General features: G+C 64.7%; 23 protein-coding genes. 13 read left to right on the top strand and 10 right to left on the bottom strand.

Translation table 11 applies throughout. From position 1 onward, the window contains the following. Nucleotides 1–50 precede the first annotated feature (50 nt). From ACF8Q6_RS26425 to ACF8Q6_RS26415, 3 genes are read right to left on the bottom strand one after another with little or no spacing between them, the layout of a single operon-like run. Nucleotides 51–1,106, bottom strand: coding sequence for a lipocalin-like domain-containing protein (locus tag ACF8Q6_RS26425; protein WP_392494144.1), 1,056 nt, complete (start codon nucleotides 1,104–1,106; stop codon nucleotides 51–53). Then, the gene (locus ACF8Q6_RS26420; protein ID WP_392494143.1) at nucleotides 1,096–3,555 is read right to left on the bottom strand and encodes an ABC transporter permease; all 2,460 of its coding nucleotides are present in this window, start codon (nucleotides 3,553–3,555) and stop codon (nucleotides 1,096–1,098) included. Before ACF8Q6_RS26420 ends, ACF8Q6_RS26425 begins: the two co-directional genes overlap by 11 nt. Further along, a complete protein-coding gene (locus ACF8Q6_RS26415; RefSeq protein WP_392494142.1) occupies nucleotides 3,555–4,220 on the bottom strand; it encodes an ABC transporter ATP-binding protein in 666 nt (221 codons plus the stop codon). The genes ACF8Q6_RS26420 and ACF8Q6_RS26415 overlap by 1 nt, the downstream gene beginning before the upstream one ends. Nucleotides 4,221–4,499: 279 nt before the next feature. Between ACF8Q6_RS26415 and ACF8Q6_RS26410 the strand changes: the two genes are divergently transcribed. Continuing rightward, complete coding sequence (locus ACF8Q6_RS26410) at nucleotides 4,500–5,567, top strand: Rieske 2Fe-2S domain-containing protein (protein ID WP_392494141.1); 1,068 nt, start codon at nucleotides 4,500–4,502, stop codon at nucleotides 5,565–5,567. Nucleotides 5,568–5,579: 12 nt separating this feature from the next. Beyond that, nucleotides 5,580–6,530 (top strand): PDR/VanB family oxidoreductase, encoded by a 951-nt coding sequence (locus tag ACF8Q6_RS26405; RefSeq protein ID WP_392494140.1) that lies wholly within the window; start codon nucleotides 5,580–5,582, stop codon nucleotides 6,528–6,530. 6 nt (nucleotides 6,531–6,536) lie between these two features. Here the strand turns inward: ACF8Q6_RS26405 and ACF8Q6_RS26400 are convergent, their stop codons facing one another. The 3 genes from ACF8Q6_RS26400 to ACF8Q6_RS26390 form a co-directional block, all read right to left on the bottom strand. Next, nucleotides 6,537–7,250 (bottom strand): GntR family transcriptional regulator, encoded by a 714-nt coding sequence (locus ACF8Q6_RS26400; RefSeq protein WP_392494147.1) that lies wholly within the window; start codon nucleotides 7,248–7,250, stop codon nucleotides 6,537–6,539. A 411-nt stretch (nucleotides 7,251–7,661) separates the two neighbouring features. Further along, complete coding sequence (locus ACF8Q6_RS26395; RefSeq protein ID WP_392491459.1) at nucleotides 7,662–8,915, bottom strand: OprD family porin; 1,254 nt, start codon at nucleotides 8,913–8,915, stop codon at nucleotides 7,662–7,664. A gap of 102 nt (nucleotides 8,916–9,017) precedes the next feature. Then, nucleotides 9,018–10,358, bottom strand: a complete 1,341-nt coding sequence (locus ACF8Q6_RS26390) for an MFS transporter (RefSeq protein ID WP_392491458.1) — start codon at nucleotides 10,356–10,358, stop codon at nucleotides 9,018–9,020. 561 nt (nucleotides 10,359–10,919) lie between these two features. Between ACF8Q6_RS26390 and mrdA the strand changes: the two genes are divergently transcribed. Then, nucleotides 10,920–12,815, top strand: a complete 1,896-nt coding sequence (gene mrdA / locus ACF8Q6_RS26385) for a penicillin-binding protein 2 (RefSeq protein WP_392491457.1) — start codon at nucleotides 10,920–10,922, stop codon at nucleotides 12,813–12,815. Between the two features lie 42 nt (nucleotides 12,816–12,857). Here mrdA and ACF8Q6_RS26380 read toward each other — a convergent pair whose 3' ends face one another. Beyond that, nucleotides 12,858–13,484 carry a glutathione S-transferase family protein gene (locus ACF8Q6_RS26380; RefSeq protein WP_392491456.1) on the bottom strand — a complete coding sequence of 209 codons (627 nt, stop codon included), beginning with the start codon at nucleotides 13,482–13,484 and terminating at the stop codon, nucleotides 12,858–12,860. 281 nt (nucleotides 13,485–13,765) lie between these two features. Between ACF8Q6_RS26380 and ACF8Q6_RS26375 the strand changes: the two genes are divergently transcribed. Continuing rightward, entirely contained in the window at nucleotides 13,766–14,083 is a 318-nt protein-coding gene (locus ACF8Q6_RS26375) for a DUF2388 domain-containing protein (protein ID WP_017148260.1), read from the top strand. Between the two features lie 60 nt (nucleotides 14,084–14,143). Here the strand turns inward: ACF8Q6_RS26375 and glcC are convergent, their stop codons facing one another. Beyond that, nucleotides 14,144–14,908 carry a transcriptional regulator GlcC gene (glcC, locus tag ACF8Q6_RS26370; RefSeq protein ID WP_392491455.1) on the bottom strand — a complete coding sequence of 255 codons (765 nt, stop codon included), beginning with the start codon at nucleotides 14,906–14,908 and terminating at the stop codon, nucleotides 14,144–14,146. Between the two features lie 194 nt (nucleotides 14,909–15,102). On the opposite strand from glcC, the gene glcD reads away from it, so the two are divergent. From glcD to ACF8Q6_RS26340, 6 genes are all read left to right on the top strand, one after another. Then, nucleotides 15,103–16,602, top strand: a complete 1,500-nt coding sequence (glcD, locus tag ACF8Q6_RS26365; protein WP_017148258.1) for a glycolate oxidase subunit GlcD — start codon at nucleotides 15,103–15,105, stop codon at nucleotides 16,600–16,602. After that, on the top strand, nucleotides 16,602–17,654 hold the full coding sequence (glcE, locus tag ACF8Q6_RS26360) for a glycolate oxidase subunit GlcE (RefSeq protein WP_392490111.1): 1,053 nt from the start codon (nucleotides 16,602–16,604) through the stop codon (nucleotides 17,652–17,654). Before glcD ends, glcE begins: the two co-directional genes overlap by 1 nt. A gap of 9 nt (nucleotides 17,655–17,663) precedes the next feature. Beyond that, the gene (glcF, locus tag ACF8Q6_RS26355) at nucleotides 17,664–18,899 is read left to right on the top strand and encodes a glycolate oxidase subunit GlcF (RefSeq protein WP_392499739.1); all 1,236 of its coding nucleotides are present in this window, start codon (nucleotides 17,664–17,666) and stop codon (nucleotides 18,897–18,899) included. Next, nucleotides 18,892–19,290 (top strand): heme-binding protein, encoded by a 399-nt coding sequence (locus ACF8Q6_RS26350; protein ID WP_020192880.1) that lies wholly within the window; start codon nucleotides 18,892–18,894, stop codon nucleotides 19,288–19,290. Before glcF ends, ACF8Q6_RS26350 begins: the two co-directional genes overlap by 8 nt. A gap of 139 nt (nucleotides 19,291–19,429) precedes the next feature. Then, a complete protein-coding gene (locus ACF8Q6_RS26345; protein WP_004576022.1) occupies nucleotides 19,430–19,768 on the top strand; it encodes a hypothetical protein in 339 nt (112 codons plus the stop codon). 91 nt (nucleotides 19,769–19,859) lie between these two features. Further along, nucleotides 19,860–21,293 carry a PLP-dependent aminotransferase family protein gene (locus tag ACF8Q6_RS26340; protein ID WP_392493103.1) on the top strand — a complete coding sequence of 478 codons (1,434 nt, stop codon included), beginning with the start codon at nucleotides 19,860–19,862 and terminating at the stop codon, nucleotides 21,291–21,293. On the opposite strand, the gene ACF8Q6_RS26335 is transcribed toward ACF8Q6_RS26340, so the two are convergent. After that, nucleotides 21,286–22,482: a CynX/NimT family MFS transporter gene (locus ACF8Q6_RS26335; RefSeq protein ID WP_392493104.1), complete on the bottom strand. Its 1,197-nt coding sequence runs from the start codon at nucleotides 22,480–22,482 to the stop codon at nucleotides 21,286–21,288. The two genes, ACF8Q6_RS26340 and ACF8Q6_RS26335, sit on opposite strands and share 8 nt — an antisense overlap. Before the next feature lie 200 nt (nucleotides 22,483–22,682). On the opposite strand from ACF8Q6_RS26335, the gene ACF8Q6_RS26330 reads away from it, so the two are divergent. Then, nucleotides 22,683–23,120, top strand: a complete 438-nt coding sequence (locus ACF8Q6_RS26330; RefSeq protein WP_392493105.1) for a carboxymuconolactone decarboxylase family protein — start codon at nucleotides 22,683–22,685, stop codon at nucleotides 23,118–23,120. Nucleotides 23,121–23,199: 79 nt separating this feature from the next. Here the strand turns inward: ACF8Q6_RS26330 and ACF8Q6_RS26325 are convergent, their stop codons facing one another. Then, nucleotides 23,200–24,288, bottom strand: coding sequence for an AraC family transcriptional regulator (locus ACF8Q6_RS26325; RefSeq protein WP_004576025.1), 1,089 nt, complete (start codon nucleotides 24,286–24,288; stop codon nucleotides 23,200–23,202). A 168-nt stretch (nucleotides 24,289–24,456) separates the two neighbouring features. Between ACF8Q6_RS26325 and ACF8Q6_RS26320 the strand changes: the two genes are divergently transcribed. Together ACF8Q6_RS26320 and ACF8Q6_RS26315 are read left to right on the top strand one after the other, a co-directional pair. Then, nucleotides 24,457–25,641: an acetyl-CoA C-acyltransferase family protein gene (locus ACF8Q6_RS26320; protein ID WP_392494499.1), complete on the top strand. Its 1,185-nt coding sequence runs from the start codon at nucleotides 24,457–24,459 to the stop codon at nucleotides 25,639–25,641. Between the two features lie 13 nt (nucleotides 25,642–25,654). Then, on the top strand, nucleotides 25,655–26,503 hold the full coding sequence (locus ACF8Q6_RS26315) for a 3-hydroxybutyryl-CoA dehydrogenase (RefSeq protein WP_221100472.1): 849 nt from the start codon (nucleotides 25,655–25,657) through the stop codon (nucleotides 26,501–26,503). Nucleotides 26,504–26,506: the final 3 nt, after the last annotated feature.

The following is a 26,506-nucleotide window of genomic DNA, read 5'->3' as shown; positions in this document are numbered from 1 at the left end:
GCCTGGCGCGACCTTTGTGGGCGCATCTGTCTTGCGCAAACGTTGTTGCACTAGTACCCGGTCATCTCCAGATACCCGCGCCCGCCCGCACTCCCGTTCAAGCGTACCGGCCCTTCCCAATACGGGAACCGTGTCTGCATCCACGCCTGCGGCTCCACGGCATCGACCTGCACATCCACCCCATGGTCCGGCACTTGCACCCGCCAACGCGTGGGCACCTGCTTGCCGTTTTTCTGCGCAGACCAGGCCAGGGCCTGCAGCTGAATCTGTGCGGCGTCCAGCGCCATCACGTCCCCTTGCGGCCCTACCCAGGTCCCGGCGCGATACGGTTCCCCGTGGGCCTCCCGTACCTGGAACAGCATCAGCTTGGCGCCACTGTCCAGGTGCAGGGAAAACCAGTCCCAGCCGGTCTGCCCGGGCGCCAGCGGCTGACTGCTCCATTCCCGGTCCAGCCAGGCCTGCCCGGTAACCGCGATGCACAGGCTGCCACGCTGGACCTGCCCCTGGACCTGGTAGAACGGCTGGCTGTAATAGTACGAAGCCTGGCCCTTGCCTGATTTTTCGCTGTAGCCCTGCTCACCATGCAGCACCAAGGAAAGATCGCTGTGCAACTGCAAGTCATAGCGAAAACCTTCGCCACTTGCGACCATCTGCAGGTCTTCAATGCCGCCCCGGCCCTGTAACACCCAGTCATTGATCCATGCGCGAAACGGCTGGGCCTGCGCGCCGGCCTGGCCGATCCCCCCTCGCGCCAGGGTTTCAGCAGCCTGATGGCCACCCGGCCCGGTCAGTGCTGCATGCCCCATCCACAGGTTCGGGCTGTTCCAGCCGGTGGTCTCCGGGCCGGGGCGCAGGGCTGAGCGGAACAGTGTCCACTGGGCACCCCAATCTCGGCCCTGGGTGTCCTTGAGGTTAGCGGTGACATACCACCACTCGATACGAAAGCCGTCGTGGGGACCGTGGTCATGCGGGAATACCAGACGATGATCGCGGGTCACCTGGCTAAACTCGCCAGCCTGCTGCCCGAGCCCGGCATAGCTCTGCGGTGCTGGCTGATCACAGCCGCACAACAACCCGCTCAGCAACAGCAACGCATTAAGCTTCATCGGCCAACGGCCTCAACAGTTCGCGCGGCTGGCGGCGCGCCAGCTGCCACAGCGGCCAGGCACAGGCGATCAGGCTGGTGAGCATGCCCAGCACGGTCAGCTGCAGCAGTTGCATGGGGAACACATACAGCGGTAAACGCCAGCCGAATGCCTGCACGTTCACCACCGCGACCAGGCACCAGGCCAGCAGCAACCCAAGCGGGATTGCCAGCAGCACGGTGAAGCTGCTTAGCATGAGTGTCTGCCCCAGGCTCAGCCAGACCAGTTGCATGCGCCGCACCCCCAGCGCCCACAGCGGTGCCAACTGGCCCAGCCGGGCCTGGCCCAGGGTCAGCAGGTTGATGAACAACGCCACACCGGCCACGCCAAGGGTAAGGCTGTTGAGGGCTGCGGTGGCGGTAAAGGTGCGGTTGAAGACGTCGGTCGACCAGCGTTTCAGGCGCGCCTGCTCGACCACCCGGCTGTCATCCAGGGCAAAGTGCTGTTGCAGCGCGGCCTTGAGCACCGGCACCCGTTCAGCGCTCAGGTCGACACTCAAGCCGGCCAGGGTTGCCTGTGGCCAGTGGGCGCGCAACCAGCCAGCATTGACCAGTACATGCCCCTTGGGGTTGCCGTAATCGGCGTAGATCCCGACCACGGGCAAGGCTGGCGTGCCTGCGGGCAGCTGCAGGCTGTCGCCCAGTTGCAGGTTCAATCGCCTGGCCAACTGCTCACTGAGCATCACACCTTGTCCGCTGGCCAGTTGCTGCCAGGCGCGCGAATGCTTTTCCAGCAATGGCCAGCGCGTTCGATAGGCGGGGTGATCGACAATGCCCTGCACTTGCACCGGCCAACCTTGCAGCTGCATGTCTGCGCGCCAGCCGGGCAGGACCACGCTGGCCACAGGTTGCTGCTTGAGCCACTCGACTATCTGCAAGCCTTGGGCCGTATCCCGTGGGGTGACATACAGGTCGGCGGAGAGGCGCAGATCAAGCCAACCGACAAACGTCTTGCGAAAACCCTCGGTCATGCTGCCCACGCCAACACTGGCAGCCAGCGCCAGCAAAAGGGCGACCAGCGCCAGGCTCAAGGCTGGCAGTTGCTGGCGGCTGTCAGCCACGAACCATTGCGCCAAGGGCCGGTGGCAACGACGCGCCAGCCAGGCCAGTACCCGATCGAGCAAGACCGGCAACAGCAGCGCCGCCGCCAGCAGCAACCCTGCCAGCATGCCGAACGCGCTAAGCAGGCCAGCCCCGAATACACCACAGCCCAAGGCCAGCAACAGCAGCAGGCCCGCTAGCCAAGCCTGCCGTTGCAACCACGGCCCCTGCGCCAGTCGCCAGGCCTGGGGTTGCGCCAGCGCCAGCAAAGGCAACCGGGCAGCACGCATTACACTCTCCAGCCCGGCCAGCAATGCCCCGAGTACACTTACCAGCACACCCAGCAGCCACCACCCCGCCGGCAGGCTCAACGTGCCGGCGACCTGGGCGCCATACAGACCACGCAGGCTGGCGGCCACGTCGGGCAACAGCCACGCGGCCAATGCGTAACCACTGGCCACCCCGGCCAGCCCACCCACTGCCGCGAACAGGCCCAGCTCCAGCACCAGGGCACCCAGCAGGGTCTTCAGGCTGATGCCGCACGCGCGCAGGTTGCGGATCAGCCCACGGCGCTGCTCCAGCGCCAGACCGATCGCGGCGTGGGCGATGAACAAGCCGACAACGAACGCCAGCAGGCCGAGGGCGGTCAGGTTGAGGTGGAAACTGTCGGTGAGGCGCTGCAAGCCGCCATCGTCCTGCCGCGGCTGCAGTTCAAGGTGGCGGGCAATATCCGCAGGCAACGGCCCGGGCGTATCAGCCAGCAGCAGACGAGACAACTGGCCCGGTGCGTTCAGCAACGTCTGCGCGTGGCCGATGTCCACCACGATGACCCCGGGTGCCAACGCAGGCTGCAAAACCATAGGCGGCAGCAACTGCCCTTCACTGTCGCGGGTCGGCTGCCCAGGGCTGGTGTCCAGCTGACGCAAGGTATCTGGCCCAACCCAGGCTTGCCCGGGCGTGCCGATGAACGCTTGCAGGTCGAATGCCTGCACCTGCACCCCGGCAATGCTGCCGGCAGGCGGCAGGCTCAACGGTTCGATGCCGATCAGCCGCACACTGCGTGCGGGCTCGCCCGGCAAGCGCAAGCGCCCTTCCAGTACCGGCGAAACAGCCCAGCCCTGCCTGCGCAGTTGCACGTACAACGCCTGATCGAAGCGCTCGCCATTGCGCGCGATCAGTTGCGCCTGCAGCGGCCCGGTCAATACCGCGCTGGCCCGGGCATAGTCGCTGCGTGCCTGGCTGTTCAACGCCTGCACACCGGTCCACAGCGCCGTGGCCAGCCACAGGCCAGTGAAGATGCTGAAGCACTGCACACGATGGCGCCGCCAGTGGCTGAGCAGCGCCAACAGGGCCAGCGACAAAAGCTTCATCAGCCCTGCTCGGGCCGCACACGGCCGGCCTGCAGGTAGCAACGATGCTGCAAACGTGCCGCCAGCCGCGGGCTGTGGGTCACCATCAGTACCCCGCTGCCGGCTTCGGCGACCAACTGCAGCAACAAACTCAGCACCTCGTCACTGCTGGCTTCATCGAGGCTGCCGGTCGGTTCGTCAGCCAACAGCCAGGCCGGGCGCCCGGCAAGCGCACGGCCGATGGCGACGCGCTGCTGCTGGCCGCCAGACAGTTGTTCCGGGTAACGCTCAAGCAGGTCCGCCAGGCCCAGGCGCTGCGCCAGGTAAGCCGCCCACTGCGGGTCATGCCGCCCGGCGAGACGTGCCTGGAAGGTAAGGTTCAGGCCCACGTCCAGGCTGCTGATCAGGTTGTACTGCTGAAACACCAGGCCGATCCCCTCCCGTCGCCACTGCGCCAGCGACGCTTCCGAACGGCCATCGAGCGGCACATCGTCGATCAGAATACGGCCGCTGTCCGCTCGGTCCAGGCCAGCCAACAGGTGCAGCAAAGTGCTCTTGCCGCTGCCCGACTCGCCCATCAGCGCCAGGCTGCTGCCCCGCGCCAGGCGCATGTCTACCCCCTGCAATATGGGAAGCGGGCCTTGGGGGGTGGGGAATGATTTGTAGAGTTGTTCGATGGCTAGCATCGAGTGGCCTTGATGGGTGGGGTGTCCCTTTAGGCATAGCAGGTTCGGCCAAGCCTGCTCCTGCACTGGCCGCTTTGATCGATCTCGCGGTGCCTTCCTGTTCAGACGACGTGCTGCTGCAGACGCCCCCTCGAATCGCAAGGGCGCCCTATCAATGGATCCACTAAAAACCGATAATCGCACAGAATCCGTAGCTACCAAGCAAAACTCATTGACCTGCATGCCAGTCGCGGCCTTAATGGATCCATTAAATAAAAACAAAACCCCGGAGAGCCTCCCATGTACCCTAAAAACACCTGGTACGTCGCCTGCACCCCCGACGAAATCGCCACCAAACCCCTGGGCCGGCAGATCTGCGGGGAAAAAATCGTGTTCTACCGCGCCCGAGAGAATCAAATCGCCGCCGTCGAGGACTTCTGCCCGCACCGCGGCGCACCGTTGTCGTTGGGCTATGTCGAGGACGGCAACCTGGTGTGCGGCTACCACGGCCTGGTGATGGGTTGCGACGGCAAGACCGTGTCGATGCCGGGCCAACGGGTGCGTGGCTTCCCCTGCAACAAGACCTTTGCGGCCGTCGAGCGCTATGGCTTCATCTGGGTCTGGCCCGGTGACCAGGCGCAGGCCGACCCGGCGCTGATTCCGCATCTGGAATGGGCGGTGAATGATGAGTGGGCCTACGGCGGCGGGCTGTTCCACATCGGTTGCGACTACCGCCTGATGATCGACAACCTCATGGACCTCACCCATGAAACCTATGTGCACGCGTCCAGCATCGGTCAGAAGGAGATCGACGAGGCACCGCCGGTCACCACCGTCACCGGCGACGAAGTGGTCACCGCCCGGCACATGGAAAACATCATGGCGCCGCCGTTCTGGCGCATGGCCTTGCGTGGCAACGGCCTGGCCGACGATGTACCGGTGGACCGCTGGCAGATCTGCCGTTTCACCCCACCTAGCCATGTGCTGATCGAGGTGGGTGTAGCGCATGCCGGCAAGGGCGGCTATCACGCCGAGGCACAGCACAAGGCATCGAGCATCGTGGTCGACTTCATCACTCCGGAAAGCGATACCTCTATCTGGTACTTCTGGGGCATGGCGCGCAATTTCGCTGCGCACGACCAGACCCTGACCGACAACATTCGTGAGGGCCAGGGCAAGATTTTCAGCGAAGACCTGGAAATGCTCGAACGCCAGCAGCAGAACCTGCTGGCCTACCCCGAGCGCAACTTGCTGAAGCTGAACATCGATGCCGGCGGCGTGCAGTCACGCAAAGTGCTGGAGCGGATCATCGCCAAAGAGCGGGCGCCGCAGCCGCAACTGATCGCCACCAGCGCCACCCCTGCCTGAGGAACAGCCGACATGATCGATGCCGTAGTGGTCTCCCGTAACGATGAAGCGCAGGGTATCTGCAGCTTCGAGCTGGCAGCGGCAGATGGCAGCCTGCTGCCGGCGTTCAGCGCCGGTGCCCATATCGACGTGCACCTGCCCGACGGGCTGGTGCGCCAGTATTCGCTGTGCAACCACCCCGAAGAACGCCATCGCTATCTGATAGGCGTGCTCAACGACCCGGCTTCGCGGGGCGGCTCACGTAGCCTGCACGAGCAGGTACAGGCCGGTGCCCGGCTGCGTATCAGTGCGCCACGCAACCTGTTCCCGCTGGCCGAGGGTGCGCAGCGCAGTGTGCTGTTCGCTGGCGGCATCGGCATTACCCCAATCCTGTGCATGGCCGAGCAGCTGTCCCACAGCGGCCAGGCCTTCGAGTTGCACTACTGTGCCCGCTCCAGCGAGCGAGCGGCGTTTGTCGAGCGGATTCGCAGCGCGCCGTTCGCCGATCGGCTGTTCGTGCATTTTGACGAGCAGCCGGAAACGGCGCTGGACATCGCCCAGGTGCTGGGCAACCCGCAAGCTGATGTGCACCTGTATGTATGCGGGCCCGGCGGGTTCATGCAGCATGTGCTGGACAGCGCGAAGGGGTTGGGCTGGCAGGAGGCCAACCTGCACCGCGAGTACTTCGCCGCAGCACCGGTGGATGCCAGCAACGATGGCAGTTTCTCGGTGCAGGTGGGCAGCACGGGCCAGGTGTTCGAGGTGCCAGCCGACCGGACCGTGGTGCAGGTGCTGGAAGACAACGGTATCGAGATCGCCATGTCGTGCGAGCAGGGTATTTGCGGCACCTGCCTGACACGCGTGCTGCAGGGCACACCGGACCATCGCGATCTGTTTCTCACCGAAGAGGAACAGGCCCTGAACGATCAGTTCACGCCCTGCTGCTCGCGCTCGAAGACGCCGCTGCTGGTGCTGGACATCTGACCCGGCTTACGACGAGGGCAGGATGACTTTCATGCTCACGTCCGCCGCTGCCCCACCAAAGGTTTCGGCATAGCGCAAGGTGGCATTGGCGTGCTCGCGCATGATCGCTTCGGCGCGGGCACCCTGGCGGTTGACCAGGGCGTCGAACACGGCGTGGTGCTGCATATGGGCGAAGTTGAAGCGCCGGTACTCGCGAGCCAGGTCATGGCGGTCCACCGCCAGTGCGGTGACCGAGGCGAATGGCAGGTGATCGTTGCGCGCCAAGGCAACGGCAATGGCCGGGTTGTGGCTGGCGTCGATGATCACCTGATGAAAGCGCATGTTCAGGTCGTGATAGACCTGCAAGTCGTCTTCGCTCACAAAGCCCTTGTCGAACAATTGATCGCCGTCGACCAGGCACTGTTGCAGCGCAGCGCGTGCTTGCACCGACAAGCCACGTTCTGCAGCCTGACGCGCCGCCAACCCCTCCAGCACACCGCGCACCTCGACCGCACCCGCGATGTCATCGGCGCTGACCGAACGCACCTGAAACCCCCGGCCACCAAAACGCACCAGCAGGCCTTCCTGTTCGAGGGTGCGAAATGCCATGCGCACCGGCATGCGTGAAACGCCGAACAGTTCGGCGGTTGGGACTTCCATCAAGCGCTCGCCGGCCGCCAGCTCGCCCGAAGCGATCATCTTGCGCAACGCAACCAGCACCATTTGACCGGGTTTGCTCATCCAGGCGACTTCCAAAGACATGAGCGGGCATCTTAGCGCAAGCCGTGGGGTTGTTGCTGACCTGTGTAGGAGCGGGTTTACCCGCGAAGCAGGCGACGCGAGGCATGGCACCGGCTTTGCCGGTGTTCGCGGGTGAACCCGCTCCTACGGGGGGCGCGCGCCAAGAAACCAACCTGGCGCAAGACATGCGCCGTAGATGTAGGAGCGGGTTTACCCGCGAAGCAGGCGACGCGGAACATGGCACCGGCTTTGCCGGTGTTCGCGGGTGAACCCGCTCCTACGGGGGGGCGCGTGCCAAGAAACCAACCGGGCGCAAGACATGCGCCGTAGATGTAGGAGCGGGTTTACCCGCGAAGCAGGCGACGCGGAACATCGCACCGGCTGCGCCGGTGTTCGCGGCTGAACCCGTTCCTACAAGGTCAGCGGGTAGCTGACGATCAGTCGCGTCTGGTCGAAGTCGCTGTTGAAGCTGCGCCGGTTGGTCGCGTTGTTCAGCCGGATGTTGAGGTTCTTCAAAAACCCGCTCTGGAAGGTGTAGTTCACCTCGGTATCGCGCTCCCACTCCTTGCCATTGCTGCCCGCCGCCGTGGTGGCGTTCTCGCCATGCCCGTACCGCACCATGGCCAGCAGCCCTGGCACACCGAGCGCGGCAAAGTTGTAGTCATAACGCACTTGCCACGAACGCTCGTCAGCATTGCTGAAGTTGCCGTTGAACATGTCGTTGCCCAGGGTTCGCCCACTGCTGCCGTACACCGACATCCACTGGCTGTCACCACTGACCTTCTGCAACCCCAGGTGCAGCGTGTGGCCACTGTGCGAAGCTGACAACAAGGCGTAGCCGGTGCGGCTCTGGATGTCGCCGATGCGCGCCTGCCCGTCATCCCGGTCGATGAAGTAGCCAAGGTTGGCCCCCAACGTCCACTCCCCTACCCGCTGACTGTGCAGCAGGTTGAAGTAGCTCTGCTGGTAGATGTCCTCCAACTGCGAGTGCCAGGCGCCGATCAGTGTTCGCTGCTGGTTGAAGCGGTACTCGGCGCCGGCGTAGTTGAAGCCGTCCGAGGTGACCCCGGGCGCGGCCCAGGCAGACAGGTCCTGCATGTCCGAAGAGTGGCGCAGGCTCACCTCACGGTACTGGCCGGCCTGCAGGCTCAGGCCTTCGATTTCCCGCGAGTCGAGCATGGCACCACGGAAGGTCTGCGGTAGCAGGCGGCCATCGTCGTAACGCAGCAGTGGAATATCCGGCAACAACTCCCCGACCTTCAGTTCGGTCGCGGACATACGCAGCTTCGCCGCCAGCCCGGCTCGACCGTAGTCGTCGGCCGCCCGCCCGTCATCGTGCACCGGCAACAGTTCAGAGCCGCTGGTCCCGCCGCCGCTGTCCAGCTTCACGCCGAACAGGGCGATACCGTCCAGGCCAAAACCGATCAGCCCCGGGGTGTAGCCCGAGCTGAACTTGAAGATGAAACCCTGGGCCCACTCTTCAACCTTGCCCTTGGGGGCCCCCGGGTCGCGGAAATCGCGGTTGAAGTAGTAGTTGCGCAGTGTCAGCCCACCCTTGGCATCTTCAAAGAAGCCCCCCTCTTGCGCCCAGGCCGGCAAACCAAGGCCAAACGCCAGCGAAACTGCCAGGGCCGAACGGGCCAGCGTGCAAGTTGTGTCCATCATTATTATTGTTCTCCACGTTCAATAGGCGCAGCAGACCGCCCCAGGCCAGCATGACCCGGAGCAGCAAGTTGCATTCAGATACCCGGCAAAGCCGGGTTGCACTCAGTGGCTCAGTGCATCAGCAGGCAAGGCGGACGCAGGCTTGGTCGTGGGGCGCAACAGCAGCAGGCAACCCGCGGCAAGCACGAACACGCTGGCAAACACGCCGTACAGATGCAGGGGTTGCCAGCCACCATCGAGCAGCACGCCAGCCACGGTCGGCGACAGGATTGCGCCCATGCGGCCGATGCCGATCCCCCAACCCACACCGGTGGCACGTACCGATGCGTCATAGACCACCGGCGACAAGGCATACAGCCCAGCCACGCAGCCGTTGGAAAACAGCCCGATCAGCAGGCCCAACGCCAGCGCCGCAGTGACCGACGCGCCATTGGCCACGAACAGCACCAGCAGCGCGGCGGTAATGAGCATGAACAACGCCAGCACGCGCGTCAGTGGCCAGCGCGAAGCCAGGCCGCCGATCAGCGCCGCGCCAAGGATGCCGCCCACGCTCAGCAGCACCCCGCCGGTGATGCCTTGCTGGGCCGACAAGCCGGCGGCCACCAACAGTTTCGGCGTCCAGCTCATGACGAAGTAGAAGCCGAACATGACCAGGAAGAACAGCAACCAGATCACCAGCGTGGTGCGGCGCATGGCCGGCGCCAGCAGCTGCTTGAAACCGCTGCTGGCACCTTCTGCCCGTGCGGCACCAGCCGGCAGTTGCGCCAATGCCGGCTGGCCGAGGCGCACGGCCAGGCGGTTGACCCGGGCCAGCGCATTGGCCGGCCGGCGTGCCAGCAGAAAGTCCAGCGACTCTGGCAACCACAGCAGTACCAGCGGGATCACCAGTACGGTGACGATGCCGCCAAACAGAAATACCGAGCGCCAGCCCCAATGCCCCAGCAGCCATACCGCCAGCAAACCGCCCAGGGTCGCACCCAGCGCATAGCCAGTGGACTGCAGGCTCACCGCCAAGCCGCGCCAGCGTTTGCTGGCATATTCACTGGCAATCACATTGCTGCTGGCCAGGATGCCACCGATGCCCAGCCCGGTCAGGCCACGCAGCAGCGCCAGTTGCAACGGGCTCTGGCTCAGTGCCGAGAGCAGCATGCCGATACCGGACAGCGCCAGGCACAACAGGATCAGCGGGCGTCGGCCAAAGCGGTCAGCCCACGGCGCGATGAACAATGACCCGGCCGCCATACCGAACAAGCCGGCACTGAGCAGAAGCCCTACCTGCGCCCCATTCAGGTTCCACTCGGCAGACACCGAGGCGGCGGTGAAGGCCATGACCAGCACGTCGAAGCCATCGATCATGTTGAGGATGATGCAAATACCAATGGCCAGGCACTGAAAGCGCCCCATCGGGTCGTTGTCCAGACGTTGCTTGAGATCGGTATTCATGGGGTCACCTGCCGGCCAGGCTTGGCCACAGGCGAGAGGAACGATGCGCACGCGCAGGCGCAACGGGAGGAACCTTGACGGTTCAGTGCCGCTGGATAGCCATTCATGACTGGACCCTTTTTGTAATTGTTATCGCATACGGCAGGAGGGCTCCGGCCGTTGTCAGGCGCTAATCAACCAGATAATGGATCCACAGACAACGTTACGAAAGCACTGCCTATCAATCAGGCGCGACCAACCTCAGCTCATCGTTAGGCAAAATCATATTTTTTATTATTAAATTCAATAGGTTATAAATTTACAACCAAAGAAACTTGATGTTCGATTAACGAACACAATCGAATTGTGGATCCACAAACCATCAAAAACCACCCTTTGACTCACCACCATGACTACGCAATGAACAAATCTTCATGTTCCCCCTCAGCGCCCTGATCATGGGGCGCACAGCCGATGCCAGCCAGCCGGCAGCCGGGACTCGCCTTGAGGGTGCGGTACGGGTTGCGTAGCATCCGCGGCCCGATCGCGCGCGTATTGCCACCCCTCAGGATCGATTCACAGATGCCGCAACCCATCCCGCTAAAGGACCACGAAAAGGAAAAGCACCTGGTCAACCGTCGGCTTCTGGCCTGCGCTGCCATGGTGTTCAGCCTGTGCGCTGTCCTGGTGGGCCGGCTCTATGTGCTGCAAGTGCTGCAGCACGACCAACAAACGGCCGTGTCGGAAAACAACCGCGTGCACGTGCTGCCCATCGCCCCCGAACGCGGGCTGATCTATGACCGCAACGGCGTGGTACTGGCCGACAACAAGCCCAGCTTCGACCTGACCATGACCCGCGAGCGATCAGGCGGCGACTCGGCCAAGGTGCTCGACACCCTGACGCAGGTGCTGGGCCTGACCGAAGACGACCGTAAGCAGTTCGACAAGGACCTGCGCCGTGGCCGCAAACCGTTCGAGCCCGTGACCCTTATGGTGGGCTTGAGCGAGGAGCAGATCGCCCTGGTAGCGGTGAACCAGTTCCGCCTGCCGGGCCTGGAGGTGGAGCCGCAGTTCATCCGCGAGTATCCACTGGCCGGGCATTTCGCGCATTCAGTGGGCTATGTGGGACGCATCAACGAGAAAGAAGCCAAGACGCTCGACAGCACGGAGTACCGCGGCACCCAATCGATTGGCAAGACCGGCATCGAGCGCTTTTACGAAAACCAGCTGCATGGCCACGTGGGCTACGAAGAGGTCGAGACCAACGCTCAGGGGCGGGTGATGCGCGTGCTCAACCACAAGGACCCGACCCCTGGGCAGGATATAGTCCTCACCCTGGACGCCCATTTGCAGATAGCCGCAGAAAAAGCGCTGGGTGACCGCCGTGGCTCGGTGGTGGTATTGGACCCGGCCAATGGTGACGTACTGGCGATGGTCAGCAACCCCAGCTTCGACCCCAACCTGTTCGTCAAGGGTATCAGCTTCAAGCAGTATGCCGCGCTGCGCGACTCCATCGACCGCCCACTGTTCAACCGCGTCCTGCGCGGCCTGTATGCGCCTGGCTCGACCGTGAAGCCTGAAGTGGCCATCGCTGGCCTCGACAGCGGGGTGATCACCCCTGGCAGCCGGGTGTTCGACCCGGGCTACTACGAACTGCCCAACTATGACCACAAGTACCGCAACTGGAACCGCAGCGGCGACGGCTGGGTGGACATGTACACCGCCATCATGCGCTCCAACGACACCTACTTTTACGACCTGGCGCACAAGCTGGGCATCGACCGCCTGCACGACTACATGGCTGAGTTCGGCCTGGGCCAGAAGGTGTCGCTGGACATGTTCGAGGAAGCCTCCGGGCTGATGCCCTCGGCCGAGTGGAAGCGCGCCACACGACGCCAGGCCTGGTTCCCGGGCGAGACGCTGATCCTTGGCATTGGCCAGGGTTACATGCAGGTCACCCCCCTGCAGCTGGCCCAGGCCACCAGCCTGCTGGCAAGCAAGGGCGTGTGGCACCGCCCGCACCTGGCCATGACCGTGGGTGGCGATACGCCGATCGACCCAAACCCCATGCCCGACATCGTGCTGCACGACAAGCATGCCTGGGACCAGGTCAGCCAGGGCATGCAGATGGTCATGCACGACCCGCGCGGCATTGCCCGCGCCGCAGCGGCAGGCGCGCAGTATCGGATCGCCGGCAAGAGTGGTACCGCGCAGGTGGTGGCGATCAAGCAGGGTGAGCGTTACAACCGCAACAAGACCCTGGAGCGCCACCGCGACAACGCCCTGTTTGTCGGCTTCGCTCCGGCTGAGCACCCCAGTGTGGTGGTGGCGGTCATGATCGAGAACGGTGAGGCTGGAGGCCGGGTCGCAGGGCCGGTGGTGCGGGAAGTGATGGATGCTTATCTGCTGGATGAGCAAGGGCACCTGAAGCCGGAGTATGCGGGCGGCGCACCCACTCGGGGTGTGCCACACACATGATTTGGCGTAGCCGCTGTGCAGGCGGCTTTAGTCGTGAATGAGTCAGGATGCCGTGCGCGGCATCAGCTCATACGGGTGTTTCCACCCCGGCAGCGCCTGGATCCGGGCTTTCCAGGCCTCGATGTGCGTGAACGCTGTCAACGGGATACCGGTGTCTTCTGGCATGAACACATACCCCGCCAACGACAGGTCGGCAATGGTCAACCGGCCACCGACCATGAATGGCGTCTTCGCCAGGTGCGCGTCGACAATACGGTAAGCCGCCGTGGCACGCTCGCGCAGGAACCGCGTGACATCGGTTTCGCCGGTGTTCTTCAGGCAAAACAGAAAGCGCAGCGCAGCGTAATAGCTGGTGAACTTATGGTTGTCGAACAGCATCCAGCGCCAGATCTCACGCTTTTCATCTTCATCACGGGGCCCGAACTGGCCGGTCTGTTCGGCAAGGTATTCCAGAATCAGCGCAGACTGGGTGAAGCGCTTGCCAGCATGCTCCATCACCGGCACCTCGCCCTGCTCATTCACCTCATCGCGCCAGGCTTGCTCACGCGTCTGGCCATGGAAGAAGTCGACGAACACCGGCTGCCAGTTCTGGCCGGTGAGTTCAAGCATGAGCGCAGCCTTGTAGGCGTTGCCGGATTCGGCGAAGCAATGCAGCCTGTAGTCGGACATGAGCGAACCTTCAGTTTCCTTTGAATGATCGGCAGGGCGCTCTGCGGGTTTGCCCGCGAAGCCCCTCCACCCAAGCAAATCATGCGCGTCCCGACGCGGTCAATCCATGACGCGCTCCGTCGACACCTTGAAAACCGTGCGTTCAGCCATATCGTCAGCGGCAGGTGCACCTTCATCCCCGCCACGCTCCTGCCAGCAGAAGGGAACTACCCGAACGCCTCAACCGTCTTAGACACTGAGTGGTTTATTTCCCTGTGCTTCACGTTACTGGAGAACACGACATGCGCCACCTACTGCTCGCCCCTGCGCTGCTGCTCCTGGTGCCTGCCGGTGCTGCCCTGGCCCGCGTCGATGCGGGCGACGTCGCCACCTCGGCCGGTATTTCCGCTTCGCTGTATTCGACCTTCAAGGATGACAAACGGATCATCCCGGCCCGTGACGAACTTTCAGCGTTCGTCGCCAGCGGCGGTGCCATCCGCGGCGCCTATGTGGAGTCGGCGCTTGAACAGGCCCGCAAGGACCATCCTGGGCTGCAGGCCAACGACGAAGAGCTGGCCCGGGCCATCCTGTCGCAAGATGACCCTGTGGCTGACCATTGAGTAAACCTGTACCGGCCCTTTCGCGGCGGTTCGACGCGAGAGGGCCGATACAAGGCCGCTTCACGCCCAGCCATCCATACGCATGGTCGCCCTGACCAGGCGCTGCTCTTCCTGCTCGATCTCCCGCAAACTGTCGCGTATGCCGTTGATATGCTCACGCGCCGCCCGCTGCGCCTGCTCGGGCAGTTGCTCCATGACTGCGCGATACAACCGCGCATGCTGCCGATCAATCTGGCGTTTCTGCGCTGGCCGGCAGTACAAGTTGTTGACCGACGCAAACACCGTGCTCAACGTCAGGTCACTGAGCGATTGCAGGGTATGCACCAGCACCGGGTTATGCGACGCCTCGCTGATCGCCCGGTGAAAGGCATGGTCACGGCGGGCATGCTCACGGGCATCGAGCGCCTGCGCAGCCTCGTGCGCAGCCAGCATTTCTTCGTAACGCCGGCGGATCAGCAGGCGGTCGACGTCGGTAGCCCGCAACGCCGCCAGCCGCGCCGACTCAGCCTCCAGCAACGCCCTGACCTCCAGCAGGTCGAACAGCGTGCGCGGTTGCGAACTGAACAGGTGCATCAAAGGCGTAGCACCCGCCTGCCCGGTGAGATCGGCGACGAACGAACCCCGCCCCTGTTCAGTGTCGATGATGCCGCGCCCACGCAGAATGCGCAGGCCTTCGCGCAAGGCCGAACGTGAACAGCCAAGCTTTTCCACCAGCCGCCGCTCCGACGGCAGCGCCTGGCCCACCTTGAGCACGCCTTCGACGATAAGCCGCTCGACCCGTTCGGCCACCTGGTCGGCGACCTTGGCCTTGCCTTCAGTACCCACTGCGTACACCCCTGCTGGTAGGACCACTTTGACTTATAGCGCCAATCTAGCCAGATAGAACCGTGAATAAACAGTACTGCCCGAAGAAACTGGTAGGACCAGTCAACATCTCACTCGACCCCAAACGCTAGCACGCGCACGCTGCATCGGTGACCGCTTCGCCAACAACAACAAAAACCGTTGCGAGTGAGCCAATGAATATCCTGTACGACGAACGCGTCGATGGCGCGCTGCCCAACGTGGACCTGGCCGCCCTGTTGCAGGCGCTGCGCGATGCCCTGCCGGATCTTGAAATCCTGCACCGCGATGAAGACCTCAAACCGTACGAATGCGACGGCCTGTCGGCCTACCGCACCGTGCCATTGCTGGTGGCGCTGCCCGAGCGCCTGGAGCAGGTGCAGACGCTGTTGAAGCTTTGCCACCAGCGCGGCGTACCGGTGGTTGCGCGTGGCGCCGGTACCGGCCTGTCTGGCGGTGCCCTGCCGCTGGCCAAGGGCATCCTGCTGGTGATGGCACGCTTCAACCGTATCCTCGAGGTCAATCCGCAGGGGCGTTACGCCCGCGTGCAACCGGGTGTACGCAACCTGGCCATCTCCCAGGCCGCCGCACCCCATGGTATGTACTACGCACCCGACCCTTCCTCGCAAATTGCCTGCTCGATCGGTGGCAACGTCGCCGAAAACGCCGGTGGCGTGCACTGCCTCAAGTACGGCCTGACCGTACACAATGTGCTCAAGGTGGACATCCTTACGGTCGAGGGCGAACGCCTGAGCCTCGGCAGCGATGCCTTGGACAGCCCCGGCTTCGACCTGCTGGCATTGTTCACCGGCTCCGAAGGCATGCTCGGTATCGTCACCGAAGTCACCGTCAAGCTGCTGCCCAAGCCCCAGGTGGCGCGGGTGATACTGGCCAGTTTCGACAGCGTCGAGGACGCTGGCCGGGCAGTCGCCGACATCATCGCTGCCGGCATCATTCCCGGCGGCCTGGAGATGATGGACAACCTGGCGATCCGCGCCGCTGAAGACTTCATCCATGCCGGCTACCCGGTGGACGCGGCGGCGATCCTGCTGTGCGAACTGGATGGCGTGGAAGCCGATGTTCACGATGACTGCGAGCGCGTCGCCGCCGTGCTGACCCAAGCCGGGGCCCGCGAGGTGCGCCTGGCCTGCGACGAAGCCGAGCGTGTTCGCTTCTGGGCCGGGCGCAAGAACGCCTTCCCGGCCGTGGGGCGCATCTCCCCGGACTACTACTGCATGGACGGCACCATCCCGCGCCGCGAGTTGCCACGGGTGCTCAAGGGCATCAGCGACCTGTCCGCGGAGTACGGCCTGCGGGTCGCCAATGTGTTCCATGCCGGCGACGGCAACATGCACCCTTTGATCCTGTTCGATGCCAACCTGCCCGGCGAGCTGGCGCGTGCCGAAGCGATCGGCGGCAAGATTCTGGAACTGTGTGTGAAGGTGGGCGGCAGCATCACCGGTGAACACGGCGTAGGGCGCGAGAAGATCAACCAGATGTGCGCGCAGTTCAACAGCGACGAAATTACCCTGTTCCACGCGGTGAAGGCCGCCTTCGACCCCCAGGGCCTGCTCAACCCCGGCAAGAACATTCCCACCCTGCACCGCTGCGCCGAATTCGGCGCCCTGCACGTGCACCAGGGGCAACTGCCCTTCCCCGAGCTGGAGCGCTTCTGATGAGCATGGACCGCGACATGAGCCAGACGCTGTTGGAGCAGGTCAACCAGGCGCTGAACGAAGGTACGCCGCTGCGTATCCAGGGCAGCAACAGCAAAGCGATGCTCGGCAACCCGGTGGCCGGCGAAGTGCTCGACACCCGCACCCACCGCGGCATTGTCAGCTACGACCCCACCGAGCTGGTACTCACGGCCCGCGCCGGTACCCCCCTGCGCGAGATCGAGGCCGCCCTGCACGAGGCCGGCCAGATGCTGCCCTGCGAACCACCTCACCTGGGCCCCGAGGCCACCTTGGGCGGCATGGTCGCGGCCGGGTTGTCTGGCCCGCGACGGCCGTGGGCCGGGTCGGTGCGCGACTTTGTACTGGGTACACGGGTGATCACCGGCCACGGCAAGCTGCTGCGCTTTGGTGGCGAGGTGATGAAGAACGTCGCCGGCTACGATGTGTCACGCCTGATGGCAGGCAGCTTCGGATGCCTGGGGCTGCTGACCGAGGTTTCGCTGAAAGTGCTGCCACGGTCGCGCCTGTGCCTGAGCCTGCGCCTGCCGATGGGCCGCAATGAAGCGCTGGCCGAGCTGGCCGAATGGGGCCAGCAACCGCTCCCGATCAGCGCCGCCTGCCATGACGGCGAAACGCTGTACCTGCGCCTGGAAGGCGGCGAAGGGTCGGTGCAGTCGGCACGCCAGCGGCTGGGGGGCGAAACGCTCGATAACCGCTTCTGGCGCGACCTGCGCGAGCAGCGCCTGGCGTTCTTTGCCGACGCCGCCCCCCTGTGGCGCCTGTCCGTACCCACCGTCACCGGCGAGCTGGACCTGCCCGGCCAGCAACTGATCGACTGGGGGGGTGCCCAGCGCTGGCTCAAGACCTGCGCACCGGCGCAGGCCATTCGCGACCAGGTCGCCAGGGTGGGCGGCCACGCCACCTGCTACGCCCCCGGTGCAGCCAGCAGCCCGCCGCTGCCGGTTGCACTGATGCGCTATCACCGCGCCCTCAAGCAGCAGCTCGATCCCCAGGGGGTGTTCAACCCTGGTCGCCTGTACCCGGACCTGTGAGGCCAGCCCATGCAAACCAACCTTAGCGAAACCTCGCGCCGCCTGGCCCGCGCCGACGAAGCCGAGCGCATCCTGCGCACCTGCGTACATTGCGGCTTCTGCACCGCCACCTGCCCCACTTACCAGTTGCTGGGCGACGAACTGGACGGCCCGCGCGGGCGCATCTACCTGATCAAGCAGATGCTCGAAGGCGAGCCGGTCACCGCCAGCACCCAATTGCACCTGGACCGCTGCCTGACCTGCCGCAACTGCGAAACCACCTGCCCATCGGGGGTGAAGTACCACGACCTGCTGGACATCGGCCGCGCAGTGGTCGAGCAGCAGGTGCCACGCCCACTCGGCCAGCGCCTGTTGCGCCTGGGCCTGCGTGCGGTGGTGCCGCGCCCGGCACTGTTCAAGGCCCTGACCCGCAGCGGCCAGGCGCTGCGCCCGCTGCTACCGGCCTCACTCAAACGCAAGTTGCCGGCGCAGGTGACCACACCCGGCCAGCGTCCGGCAGTGCGCCATGCGCGCCGGGTACTGATGCTGGAAGGTTGCGTGCAGCCAGCCCTGTCACCCAATACCAATGCCGCGGCTGCGCGGCTGCTCGACCGCCTGGGCATCAGTGTGCAACCCATCCTGCAGGCCGGATGCTGTGGCGCGGTGGACTATCACCTGAATGCTCAGGAGCAAGGCCTGCAGCGGGCACGGCGCAATATCGACGCCTGGTGGCCCGCCATCGAAGCGGGTGCCGAGGCGATCGTGCAGACCGCCAGCGGCTGCGGCGCGTTTGTCCGCGACTATGGCCATCTGCTGGAGAAAGACCCCTATTACGCTGCCAAGGCGGCACGGGTCAGTGCACTTTCCCGCGATCTGGTGGAAATCCTGCGCGATGAGCCGATCGAACAATTAGCCCTGTGCGCCGAACAGCGCCTGGCCTTCCACTGCCCATGCACCCTGCAGCACGCACTGAAGCTGGGCGGCGCGGTAGAGGCGCTGCTGACACGGCTTGGCTTTACCCTGACCTCGGTGCCCGATGGCCACCTGTGCTGCGGCTCGGCAGGTACCTATTCGCTGACCCAACCTGAACTGTCACTGCAACTTCGCGACAACCGTCTGAACGCGCTGGAAAGCGGTAAACCGCACGTCATTGCCACGGCCAACATAGGCTGCCAGGCCCACCTCGATGGGGCTGGACGCACACCCGTGCGCCACTGGATCGAAATCGTCGAAGCCGCCTTGAACCCGGAGCCCGCCCATGCTTAGCAAATTCGTTATCGGCCAGACCGAAATCGCCCGCGTACTGACCGCCGCCCGCCAGGAAGCCCAGGCCCGACAATGGAGCGTGACCATCGCCGTGGTCGACGACGGCGGCCACCCGCTGGCCCTGGAACGCCTGGACGGCTGCGCACCGGCCAGTGCCTACATCGCGATGGAAAAGGCCCGCACCGCCGCACTGGGGCGCAAAGAGACGCGGGATTATGAAGAGATGGTCAATGGCGGCCGCACGGCCTTCGTGACCGCGCCCCTGCTGACCAGCCTTGAAGGTGGCGTGCCGCTGCGGGTGGAAGGCCAGGTGGTGGGCGCCATTGGTGTATCCGGTGTCAAATCCGAACAGGATGCCCAGGTGGCCAAGGCGGGGGCTGCTGCCTTGTAGACCCTGGGGTTCGACCACCGCCCAGCATCTTAAGACGTTTCCTACGCCGCCCTCAGAAGCGCCCTACTTGCTGCCTCTGCCCACAGAAAACATGATCGGCACTGGAGGACGCAAGGTCGCGATCCAGAGGAGGCTCCGCATGCACCCGTACGCCCGCCCCATCGCCGAACTGCGCAGCAGCCTGCGCGAAATGCTGGCCCATGACATGACCAACCCCGACAATGACCCGCACTTGTCGGGGGTCATGTTCTTCTGCGCCACCGATGAACATTCCCGGCAATTGATCGAACGCATCGAGTTGCTGGCCAGCGAGGTGTTCTTCGACGCGAACGGGCGGGCCATTTCAGAGCATATGAAGGCGTCGGCGGTTGAAGGCGTGCGCATCAAGCGCAACCGCAACGCGCCGGAGGATGAAACCGTGATACGCATTGCCCTGGCAGAAAAAGGCTATATCACTGTCAGCACCGCCCGGCTCTGAGCGGTTGGCTTGGCATCATCGTAGCCTGTGACAAGCACCTGAGTCGCAGCCGATCCGCTATCCTGAGCAATCCTCCGCTCCGGACCCGCCCATGGAACTGCACATTCGCCTGGAGGGCCGCAAAGGCCTGGCCGACCAGCTTTACCAGCAACTGCGCGACGGTATCGACAGCGGCCACCTGGCCGCCGGCACCCAACTGCCGCCCACCCGTCTGCTGGCTGAACAACTGGGCGTATCGCGCAAGACAGTGGCCGAGGCCTATTCGCGGCTGACCTACGATAACCTGCTCAGCGGCGTGGTCGGCCGTGGCACGTTCGTCACCCCGCGCCATCCGCTGCGCAGTAACGAATCAGCCACCATACCCCTGGCCGGCGCCGCCTCCCTCGAGCGCTGGCAGCAGCGCGCCACCGTGCTCAGCCAACGCCAGGTGCAGGCGCCATCGCGCTATGACTTCGTCGGTGGTGCTTCGAGCAAGGCACAGTTCCCCTTCGACCAGTGGCGCAGTTGCCTGAACTACGCACTGCGCCGCAGCCAGCGCCACCCCGAGCGCCAATTCCCGGCCCAGGGCTTGCCGGAACTGCGCGAAGCCATTGCCCACCACATCGCCTACTCGCGCGGGGTGCACTGCAGCGCAGCCGATCTGCTGGTGTGCAACGGCGCCCAGCAGGCGCTGGACCTGATCGCCCGGGTGCTGGTCGAACCGGGCTGCCAGGTGGCCATGGAAGATCCTGGCTACCCGCCGGCACGGCAATTGTTCCTGGCCCTGGGGGCACGCCTGCAATCGGTGCCGGTGGACGATGAGGGCCTGTGCGTGGAACAGATCGCCGACGGCACCCGGCTGATCTACGTCACCCCCTCGCACCAGTTCCCGCTGGGCATGCCGATGAGCGAGCCACGCCGGTATGCCCTGCTTGCGCGCGCCGCCGAGCTGGGTGCACTGATCATCGAAGACGACTACGACTGTGAGTTCCGCTACCACGGGCCAGCCTCGGACGCGCTGCAGCGTCTGGACCGGCATGGGCTGGTCGCCTATGTCGGGACCTTCTCCAAGACTTTGCTGCCCGAGCTGCGCCTGGGCTATGCCGTATTACCGCCTGCCGTACTGCAGGCCGCTTGCGTGGCCAAGCACCTTAGCGATTGGCACAGCCCTACCCTGCTGCAGTGGGCGCTGGCGCGCTTCCTTGGCGAAGGCCACCTGAACAAGCACATCCGCCGCTGCCACGAGGTCTACAGTGCACGCCGCGAGCGCATCCTGGCGCGCCTTGGCGGCGATCTGGCACCGTGGTTCAGCGCCATCCCCGCCAGCGCAGGCTTCCACCTCAGTGCCTTGGCTACGCCCGCAGTGGATGTGGAACTGTTGGCCAACCTCGCGCGCAAGGTAGAGGTCGGCCTGTATTCACTGGCCCCCTTCTTCAGCGAGGCGCCGGTCCGCCCGGGGCTATTGATGGGCTTCGGCGCCATCGAACTGCTGGACATCGACCCGGCGCTGGACCGGGTACGCGATACCCTGCAACGCCTCAGTTGACCGGTGCGGCCTTGCCTGTTGCGGCCGGCCGGGCGATAGCCGCCGCATAGCCGCGCGGGTTGAAGCACGCGGTCACCAGCAGCATTGCCATCACGGTCACGGTCAACAGCGTCCACGAAGCCTGGAAGTCGCCACTGAAATCCCGCAGCCAACCCGTGATATACGGCACGATGCCGGTGATGATAAAGCCGATACCCTGTACGAACGCCGCCAGGCTGCCGGCCTCGGCAGGCGTTTTCAGGTGTTCCAGGGTCAACGTCAGGCACTGGCTGAAGCAGGCACCCAAGCCAAAGCCGATCATGGCGACCCATAGCCCGGAAGCCGCCGCAGGTACCAGCAAAAGCCCCAGGAAGCCCGCCAGCTGGATCGCCAGCGCCAGCCACAAACCCGGGCGTCTGTCGGCCCAACGTCGCAGCAGCAGCGGCAAGCCAAGCGCACCGAGCACCTGAAAGACGGTCATCAGGCCCACCAGGTCGGCACCGCCCTGAGCGGTGCCGCCGTGCTCGATGTGGTAAGCCGGCAACCAGGCCACCATGCTGGTGTAGCCGCCGTTGATCAGGCCGAAGTACAGGGCCAGCAACCACGCCCGGCGGGTGCCGAACCAGTGCCCGCCTGCGGCCCCAGACAGCTTTGGCGCCTCCTGCCTCGGCCGCAGCACGGCCCAGGCCAGCACCGCCAGCACGGCCGGGATCGCCCAAACGCCCAGGCCCGCCTGCCAGTAACCGAAATGGCCGCTGATGTGTGGACCGAGTACTGCCGCCAAGCCGCCGCCGCTCATCAGTGCCGCCGAGTACAGCCCCATCGCCCCGGCCAGACGGCCAGGGAACCAGCGGTTGACCAGCCCCGGCATCATCCCCTGCACCACCGCCACGCCCAGGCCGGCGACCAGCGCACTGGCGATCAGCGCCCAGGCACTGTCCAGTTGCAGGCGCCACAGGCAGGCCAAGGCAATCGCGGTCAGGCCCCCAAGCATGCCGCCGTGCTCGCTGACCCAGCGTCGCAGCCACGGTTGCAACAGGGGCACCACGCCCATGCACAGCACCGGTAGCGCCGTCAGCAAGGCAGCCTGCTGGTAACCCAGGCCGGTGCTGGCGCGCATGGGTTCGAGTAACGGGCCGATACTGGTCAGGATCGGCCGCAGGTTCAACGCCAGCAGGATCACCAGCAACAGGTTCAGTACAGCGCTCATTGTGATTCGGTTCTCTTGTAGCAGGAACTGGCCATTATCCCGGCTCGGCTGGCTTGGCAGAAATGAAGAGATTGGATGCAGGTCAGTGGCCACCTGAATGGACGATTGGCCTCCCGCTTATGCGCAAAATTGGCTATCGGGGTGGCCAATGAGCGGCGCTACAGTAGCGCCATATCCACCCCACACGCCTGGAGACTGACATGCACAACCGTATCGAATGGGCCAAACACGCGCCGCAAGCCTACAAAGCCATGGTCGGCCTGGAGCAGACGCTGGCTAACAGCGGCCTTGAACACTCGCTGCTGGAGCTGATACGCCTGCGCGCTTCGCAGATCAACGGCTGCGCCTACTGCGTCAACCTGCATGCCAACGATGCGCGCAAGGCCGGTGAGACCGAAGCACGCCTGCAGACCTTGTGCGTGTGGCAGGAAACCAGCTACTTCACGCCGCGTGAACGCGCTGCGCTGGCCTGGGTCGAGAGCCTGACCCGCTTGCCAGAACAGGGTGCGCCGCAGGGGCAATATGAAGCCCTGCAGGAACACTTCGAGCCGGCCGAGGTGGCCAACCTGACCTTGGCGATTGCCACCATCAATGCCTGGAACCGGTTCGGCGTCGGCTTTGCCATGGTGCCGGCCTGATCCTTTCGGGTGGCCTGTGCAGGCCTATTCGCGGGCAAGCCCGCTCCTACAATTCTGTGCGTGCCCTGTAGGAGCGGGTTTACCCGCGAACACCGGCAGAGCCGGTGCCATCCACCGCATTGGTTTCTTCGCGGGCATGCCCGCTCCCACAGGTAGAACGCAGGCCGGCCAGCCGCGCCCGGTAGCTCCCTGGGCTCTGCCCGGTCCACTTCTTGAACGCCCGGTGGAAGGCACTCGGCTCCTGAAACCCCGCCTGCTCGGCAATTTCGGCAATGCTCAACGCGCCTTCGCGCAGCCGCTCGAAGGCCATGGCCCGGCGCACTTCATCCTTGATCTGCTGGTACGAACGCCCCTCCCGCTCCAACTGCCGGCGAAAGGTACTGGCACTGACCCCCTGCTGCTGCGCCAGCGCGGCCAATGTCGGCCACTGTCCATAGCGCAATGCCCGCAGGTGCCGATACACCTCAGCCACCAGCCCGTTCTGATTGCGAAAGCGGATCACCAGGCCCTGTGGCGCACTGCGCAGGAAGGTCTGCAAGGCCGCCCGGTCCTGCACCACCGGCAGGCGCAGGTAAGCGCTGTCGAACTCCACCTCGGTGCGTCCGCTGCCCAGGCGCAGGTCCGGCCCCCACAGCAGCAAGTCGTCCTCCTGGGCCGGGCGCGACACCGCGAGCTCCGTGCGGTCGATGGCAATCCGCCGCCCGGCCAGCCAGCACAGCATGCCGATCATCAGCACCAGGTAGGTTTCCTCGGCATAGACCCGGGTCAAAGGGTCGGCAATGTTCGACTGCACGCTGATCAGCGCCCGCCCGCCACGTACCGTCAGGCTGCCACGCAGGTCACGCAGGAACAGGCCGAAGCCCCCCATGCACTGGCGCAAGGCCTTTTCCAGGTTCGGCTCGAGGATCAAACCCCGGCAGATCAGGGCAAAACTGCCCAGCGGCATGCCGTGGCTGTCGAGGCCAAAGAACTCATCGTCCAGGCGCTGGATCAACGCCAGCCACAGCTGGGCGAACGCCTTGGCCGGCACCCGCGCCTGAGGCTGATCGAGCAGCTGCGGGGCAATGCCCACCGCACGCAGCTGGGCATCACGCTCGGCGGGCGTGTCGCGCAGGGCGTGGAGCATGGCGTTGAGGAAGTACACGGCGACTGAATCGCTTTCGCGCATGGCGGTTTTCGCTGTCTATGCTGAGTGGCAAAAAGTGCCAGGTTGTTTGAACAGATCCGGCATAGGCGGCAACAGAGCCTTTGCCTAGACTCGATCCCACTTCGGGGCCGCCCACCATTCTCGCAGAGCCTGGCCCGGTCCCGCCACGCCTTCGCAATCGGAGCCCTCATGAGCAGCGCAGAAATCTACGTCGTCAGTGCCGTCCGTTCAGCCATTGGTGGCTTCGGCGGTTCCCTCAAGGACCTGCCACTGGCCGACCTGGCCAGCGCCGTGACCCGCGCCGCCATCGAGCGTTCGGGGCTGGCCGCCGAGCAAGTCGGCCACCTGGTGATGGGCACGGTAATCCCCACCGAACCGCGTGACGCCTACCTGGCACGGGTTGCGGCAATGAACGCTGGCATCCCCAAGGAAACGCCAGCATTCAACGTCAACCGCCTGTGCGGGTCTGGCCTGCAGGCTATTGTCTCTGCGGCCCAGGGCCTGTTGCTGGGCGACACCGATGTGGCCGTCGCGGCCGGCGCCGAATCCATGAGCCGTGGCCCTTACCTGCTGCCACAGGCGCGCTGGGGTGCACGCATGGGTGACCTGCAAGGCATCGACTATACCGTCGGCGTGCTGCAGGACCCGCTCCAGCACTTCCACATGGGCATCACCGCCGAGAACGTTTCGGCCAAGCACGGCATTACCCGCGAAATGCAGGACGAACTGGCCTTGACCAGCCAGCGCCGCGCCGCGCGAGCCATTGCCGAGGGCCGCTTCGCCAGCCAGATCGTTGCGCTGGAGCTGAAAACCCGCAAAGGCAGCGTGCAGTTCAGTGTCGACGAGCATGTGCGTGCTGATGTGACCGCCGAACAACTGGCCGGTATGAAGCCAGTATTCAAGAAAGACGGCACCGTCACCGCCGGCAACGCCAGCGGTATCAACGATGGCGCCGCCGGCCTGGTGTTGGCCACCGGTGACGCAGTGCGCCGCCTGGGCCTGAAACCGTTGGCACGCCTGGTGGGCTATGCCCACGCCGGGGTGGAGCCCGAGCTGATGGGCCTGGGGCCGATTCCGGCCACCCGCAAAGTGCTGGAAAAAACCGGCCTGAACCTACAAGACCTGGATGTGATCGAGTCCAACGAGGCCTTCGCCGCCCAGGCCTGCGCCGTAGCCCGCGAGCTGGGCTTCGACCCGGAAAAGGTCAACCCCAACGGTTCGGGCATTTCCCTGGGCCACCCGGTGGGTGCCACAGGCGCGATCATTGCCACCAAGGCCATCCATGAACTGCAGCGCATCCAGGGCCGCTACGCGCTGGCCACCATGTGTATCGGCGGCGGCCAAGGCATCGCTGTCGTGTTCGAGCGCGTCTGAGGGAGACTGACACATGAGCATTGAACAGATCGCCGTGATCGGCGCGGGCACCATGGGCAACGGCATTGCCCAGGTGTGCGCCATTGCCGGCTACCAGGTGCTGCTGGTGGATGTTTCCGACGCAGCGCTCGAGCGCGGCGTGGCCACCTTGAGCAAGAACCTCGAGCGCCAGGTCAGCAAAGGCACCCTCGACGCCGATAAGGCCGCAGCCGCCAAAGCACGCATTCGCACCAGCACCGACTACACCCAGCTCAGCGCTGCACACCTGGTGATCGAAGCGGCGACCGAGAACCTGCAGCTCAAGCAGCGCATCCTGCAGCAGGTGGCAGCCAACGTTGCCGCCGACTGCCTGATCGCCACCAACACCTCGTCGCTGTCGGTGACCCAACTGGCCGCCAGCATCGAGCACCCCGAGCGCTTCATTGGTGTGCACTTCTTCAACCCGGTGCCGATGATGGCGCTGGTGGAGATCATTCGTGGCCTGCAGACAAGCGACCATACCTACGCCAAAGCGCTGGTGGTGACCGAAAAAGTCGGCAAGACCCCGATCACCGCCGGCAACCGCCCGGGCTTCGTGGTCAACCGCATTCTGGTGCCAATGATCAACGAGGCGATCTTCGTGCGCCAGGAAGGCCTGGCCAGTGCCGAGGACATCGACACCGGCATGCGCCTGGGCTGCAACCAGCCGATCGGCCCGCTGGCCTTGGCCGACCTGATCGGCCTGGACACCCTGCTGGCGATCATGGAGGCCTTCCATGAAGGCTTCAACGACAGCAAGTACCGCCCTGCTCCGCTGCTCAAGGAAATGGTCGCGGCCGGCTGGCTGGGGCGCAAGAGCGGTCGCGGTTTCTTCACCTACTGAGGA

It is taken from the genome of Pseudomonas sp. GLN_2 (assembly GCF_043106005.1).
Classification (GTDB): Bacteria; Pseudomonadota; Gammaproteobacteria; order Pseudomonadales; family Pseudomonadaceae; genus Aquipseudomonas; species Aquipseudomonas alloputida.
Note: the sequence above shows the minus strand (reverse complement) of the source record. Positions and strands in the feature narration are given on the sequence as shown.

Coding starts and splice junctions, on each gene's coding strand:
- ACF8Q6_RS26425 (WP_392494144.1), bottom strand. CDS start 1,106: ATGAAGCTTAATGCGTTGCTGTTGCTGAGCGGGTTGTTGTGCGGCTGT.
- ACF8Q6_RS26420 (WP_392494143.1), bottom strand. CDS start 3,555: ATGAAGCTTTTGTCGCTGGCCCTGTTGGCGCTGCTCAGCCACTGGCGG.
- ACF8Q6_RS26415 (WP_392494142.1), bottom strand. CDS start 4,220: ATGCTAGCCATCGAACAACTCTACAAATCATTCCCCACCCCCCAAGGC.
- ACF8Q6_RS26410 (WP_392494141.1), top strand. CDS start 4,500: ATGTACCCTAAAAACACCTGGTACGTCGCCTGCACCCCCGACGAAATC.
- ACF8Q6_RS26405 (WP_392494140.1), top strand. CDS start 5,580: ATGATCGATGCCGTAGTGGTCTCCCGTAACGATGAAGCGCAGGGTATC.
- ACF8Q6_RS26400 (WP_392494147.1), bottom strand. CDS start 7,250: ATGAGCAAACCCGGTCAAATGGTGCTGGTTGCGTTGCGCAAGATGATC.
- ACF8Q6_RS26395 (WP_392491459.1), bottom strand. CDS start 8,915: ATGATGGACACAACTTGCACGCTGGCCCGTTCGGCCCTGGCAGTTTCG.
- ACF8Q6_RS26390 (WP_392491458.1), bottom strand. CDS start 10,358: ATGAATACCGATCTCAAGCAACGTCTGGACAACGACCCGATGGGGCGC.
- mrdA (WP_392491457.1), top strand. CDS start 10,920: ATGCCGCAACCCATCCCGCTAAAGGACCACGAAAAGGAAAAGCACCTG.
- ACF8Q6_RS26380 (WP_392491456.1), bottom strand. CDS start 13,484: ATGTCCGACTACAGGCTGCATTGCTTCGCCGAATCCGGCAACGCCTAC.
- ACF8Q6_RS26375 (WP_017148260.1), top strand. CDS start 13,766: ATGCGCCACCTACTGCTCGCCCCTGCGCTGCTGCTCCTGGTGCCTGCC.
- glcD (WP_017148258.1), top strand. CDS start 15,103: ATGAATATCCTGTACGACGAACGCGTCGATGGCGCGCTGCCCAACGTG.
- glcE (WP_392490111.1), top strand. CDS start 16,602: ATGAGCATGGACCGCGACATGAGCCAGACGCTGTTGGAGCAGGTCAAC.
- glcF (WP_392499739.1), top strand. CDS start 17,664: ATGCAAACCAACCTTAGCGAAACCTCGCGCCGCCTGGCCCGCGCCGAC.
- ACF8Q6_RS26350 (WP_020192880.1), top strand. CDS start 18,892: ATGCTTAGCAAATTCGTTATCGGCCAGACCGAAATCGCCCGCGTACTG.
- ACF8Q6_RS26345 (WP_004576022.1), top strand. CDS start 19,430: ATGCACCCGTACGCCCGCCCCATCGCCGAACTGCGCAGCAGCCTGCGC.
- ACF8Q6_RS26340 (WP_392493103.1), top strand. CDS start 19,860: ATGGAACTGCACATTCGCCTGGAGGGCCGCAAAGGCCTGGCCGACCAG.
- ACF8Q6_RS26335 (WP_392493104.1), bottom strand. CDS start 22,482: ATGAGCGCTGTACTGAACCTGTTGCTGGTGATCCTGCTGGCGTTGAAC.
- ACF8Q6_RS26330 (WP_392493105.1), top strand. CDS start 22,683: ATGCACAACCGTATCGAATGGGCCAAACACGCGCCGCAAGCCTACAAA.
- ACF8Q6_RS26325 (WP_004576025.1), bottom strand. CDS start 24,288: ATGCGCGAAAGCGATTCAGTCGCCGTGTACTTCCTCAACGCCATGCTC.
- ACF8Q6_RS26320 (WP_392494499.1), top strand. CDS start 24,457: ATGAGCAGCGCAGAAATCTACGTCGTCAGTGCCGTCCGTTCAGCCATT.
- ACF8Q6_RS26315 (WP_221100472.1), top strand. CDS start 25,655: ATGAGCATTGAACAGATCGCCGTGATCGGCGCGGGCACCATGGGCAAC.